Source organism: Treponema sp., from assembly GCF_045641405.1.
Classification (GTDB): Bacteria; Spirochaetota; Spirochaetia; order Treponematales; family Treponemataceae; genus Treponema_D.
The window spans coordinates 1-2,150 of record NZ_JAZUGX010000014.1; the positions used below are offsets into that span (position 1 = coordinate 1).

A 2,150-nucleotide genomic window follows, 5' to 3' on the forward strand; every position below is an offset into this window, starting at 1 on the left:
AATTTCTCCATGAGGCTCGATACTCCTTTTCATGTTGGTGTGGTAACAAACATTTTAAGGGTTTTCGAGCCTCTTTTTATATGCCTAAAAGCGGAAATTTCTCGCCGGCATTTTTAGGAAGTTTATCACCGGCAGCTACAGTCCCACAAAATTTCCTGACAGAGTGAAAATCTAGGCGGGAAAATATGGCGAAATTCTTGTGATTTGGGGAGGGGAAAGGATTCAGCTTACAAAAAAAAGGGGCTGTCCAATAAGTATTCATGCTAGGGTCATTGCATATGGCGACGGAGCTTCCATAAAGCCGCAATGTTGAAATGCCAGATACCACTATATGTGGTGGTCTCGACTAAGCTCAACCACCCTGAAATTACTTTTGGGACAGCCCTCGATTTGTTTTTATCTTACAACCTTAATTTCCTTGAATTCCAAAAACTTATTATCGCCTTCATTTACAAAGAAGAAGAAATTATCGACATCGTTCCAGTTAAAACTTCCCGTGATTTTTTTGTTTTTGGGATTGTGTGACCACGACTGAAACTTAGAAAGCGGGATTCTTACAGTATGCCACTTACCATCTGCAGGAATATCCCTTGCAGTCAAAACAATTCCTTTCTGAAGTTCATATTCATTTACAGACTGATTTTCAAAGACCAGCGCTAAATTCAGATTCGGATTTTCATTCCTTACAGTTACTTCAAGAGAATGGCTTGAAACCAAGGGTGACATATCTCCATGCTGAAGCATAAACATTCTTACACCGCTGTTCGAAGCTGACTTTGCATTTTTTATCCTGATTGTTGAAGCCTCTGGTTTTTCCAGATTCTTAAATGTAATTTCCTGATCAAACTTATTATATGTCATTCTTGGACACATACCGTTTTTGTACAGACAATATTCACCTGAAGATTTATAGTATTCAGACCAGCTTAAACTGTTAGATTTTTTTGGAACGGTAAGATCCAATGCCTTGACCGCAGAATCGTCGATTGCATCTGGAAATTTTGGAATGCGGTCCCAATAAGGACCATCAAACAATCCTACATCGCTACTGTAGTTCCAGATTGCATAAGGGATTCCCCTTTCTGTGCAAAGTCTAGTCATCATCTGTATCCAGTTGATTGCGGATTCAGGATCTACAACCGTTCTGTCGATTGCCGCAGTTTCACCGTTCCATACAGGAGCATTTCTTTTTCTGCTGAATTCTACAACCTGATCGAATCGTTTTTCATAGTATCCGTCCTGTGCACATTTATTGTACAGATTTACCTGCCATTCAAATCGTTTAAGAAGATCTTTCGGAAAATTCAATTTGTCCAGACTTACGAACGGATAGGGGATTCCTGTAAAGGCGCCACAATCGTTCCAGCTTGCTCCCTGATAACAGAACATCTGAGGTTCATAGAAATGGAATGTATAAATTATCTTGTTATCCTTATATTTAGGTAAAGCAAGGGTGTTATCAAGCAGGCCATCAATAGATCCCACAACAACGTAATGTTTTGTATCGATACTGCGGATTTTCTTCAACACTCTACCTTGTATTGCACCCCACTTTTCAACAGTCATGAAATGAGGTTCATTCATTATTTCATAGATTACATATTCAGAACTGTCCTTATATCGTTCAGCAAGCTGAGTCCATACAGGAATCAGGACTTTTTCAATATCAGGACGGGTCTTTGCTCCTTCAACACAGTTATTATGGAAATCAATTATAAAATACATCTGAAGCTCTTCTGCATAGCGCACAAGATCATCAATGATTCCGAGAAGTTCAGGGTGAACTGTGAATTTGTCATCAAAGAAAAACTTTTCAAACTGGATTGGAACGCGGACATGGTCAAATCCAAGTGCCTTCATGTTTTCAAAATCCCCTTTGGTGTAAAGGTAAGGATTCAGACTGTCCAGTGGACCATCTTCAAGCCAATGGGAAACATTGATTCCTTTCTGAAATGGTAAAGGAACGGCCTTGTTGTCGCCTGAACTCTTTGCATTCACAATAGAACAAGCAACGACAAATGATATGACAGCTGCCATAATTTTCTTTTTCATTTATTCTACTCCTATGGGGTGACGAACCCCCAAGAATGATATATGTGCAGAAATATTGGTACAAATAAATCTTTGAGGGTGGGTAAAGTGATTACAGA

General features: G+C 39.3%; 1 protein-coding gene. It reads right to left on the reverse strand.

The annotated features are described in order from the left end of the window. Nucleotides 1–396 precede the first annotated feature (396 nt). Nucleotides 397–2,052 carry a glycoside hydrolase family 5 protein gene (locus ACKI39_RS02400; protein ID WP_407397302.1) on the reverse strand — a complete coding sequence of 552 codons (1,656 nt, stop codon included), beginning with the start codon at nt 2,050–2,052 and terminating at the stop codon, nt 397–399. Nucleotides 2,053–2,150: the final 98 nt, after the last annotated feature.